The following is a 278-nucleotide window of genomic DNA, read 5'->3' on the forward strand; positions in this document are numbered from 1 at the left end:
TCCTTCCTATGGTTATTTTGTCTATTCTGAAACTAATATCTTTGATGTGCCTTCTAACCATTGCCAGGTTACTTTCCAAATCCTCAATAAAACCTTCCCTTGGTCCTCTAACCCAATTTTCGGTGCTGGGTTCATCAACACTTCGCGAAGGAAATTTGCCTGTAGAAGCAAAAAAAACATCATCCGTTCCTTCGATCAGCAGACAAGTATATCCCGATAATACTTTGCTTACACACGTCTCAAGGTCTGTCCCTTCTGTCATATCGATCGTAAATGCT

1 protein-coding gene is annotated in these 278 nt (G+C 40.6%); it reads right to left on the reverse strand.

The features are described 5' to 3' along the window. Positions 1-278 (reverse strand): spore germination protein (locus A372_RS32590; protein ID WP_192813579.1); only part of this gene is annotated, 278 nt, incomplete at both ends.

The organism is Paenibacillus sp. OSY-SE (assembly GCF_000283315.1).
In the GTDB taxonomy this organism is placed as follows: domain Bacteria; phylum Bacillota; class Bacilli; order Paenibacillales; family Paenibacillaceae; genus Paenibacillus_B; species Paenibacillus_B profundus.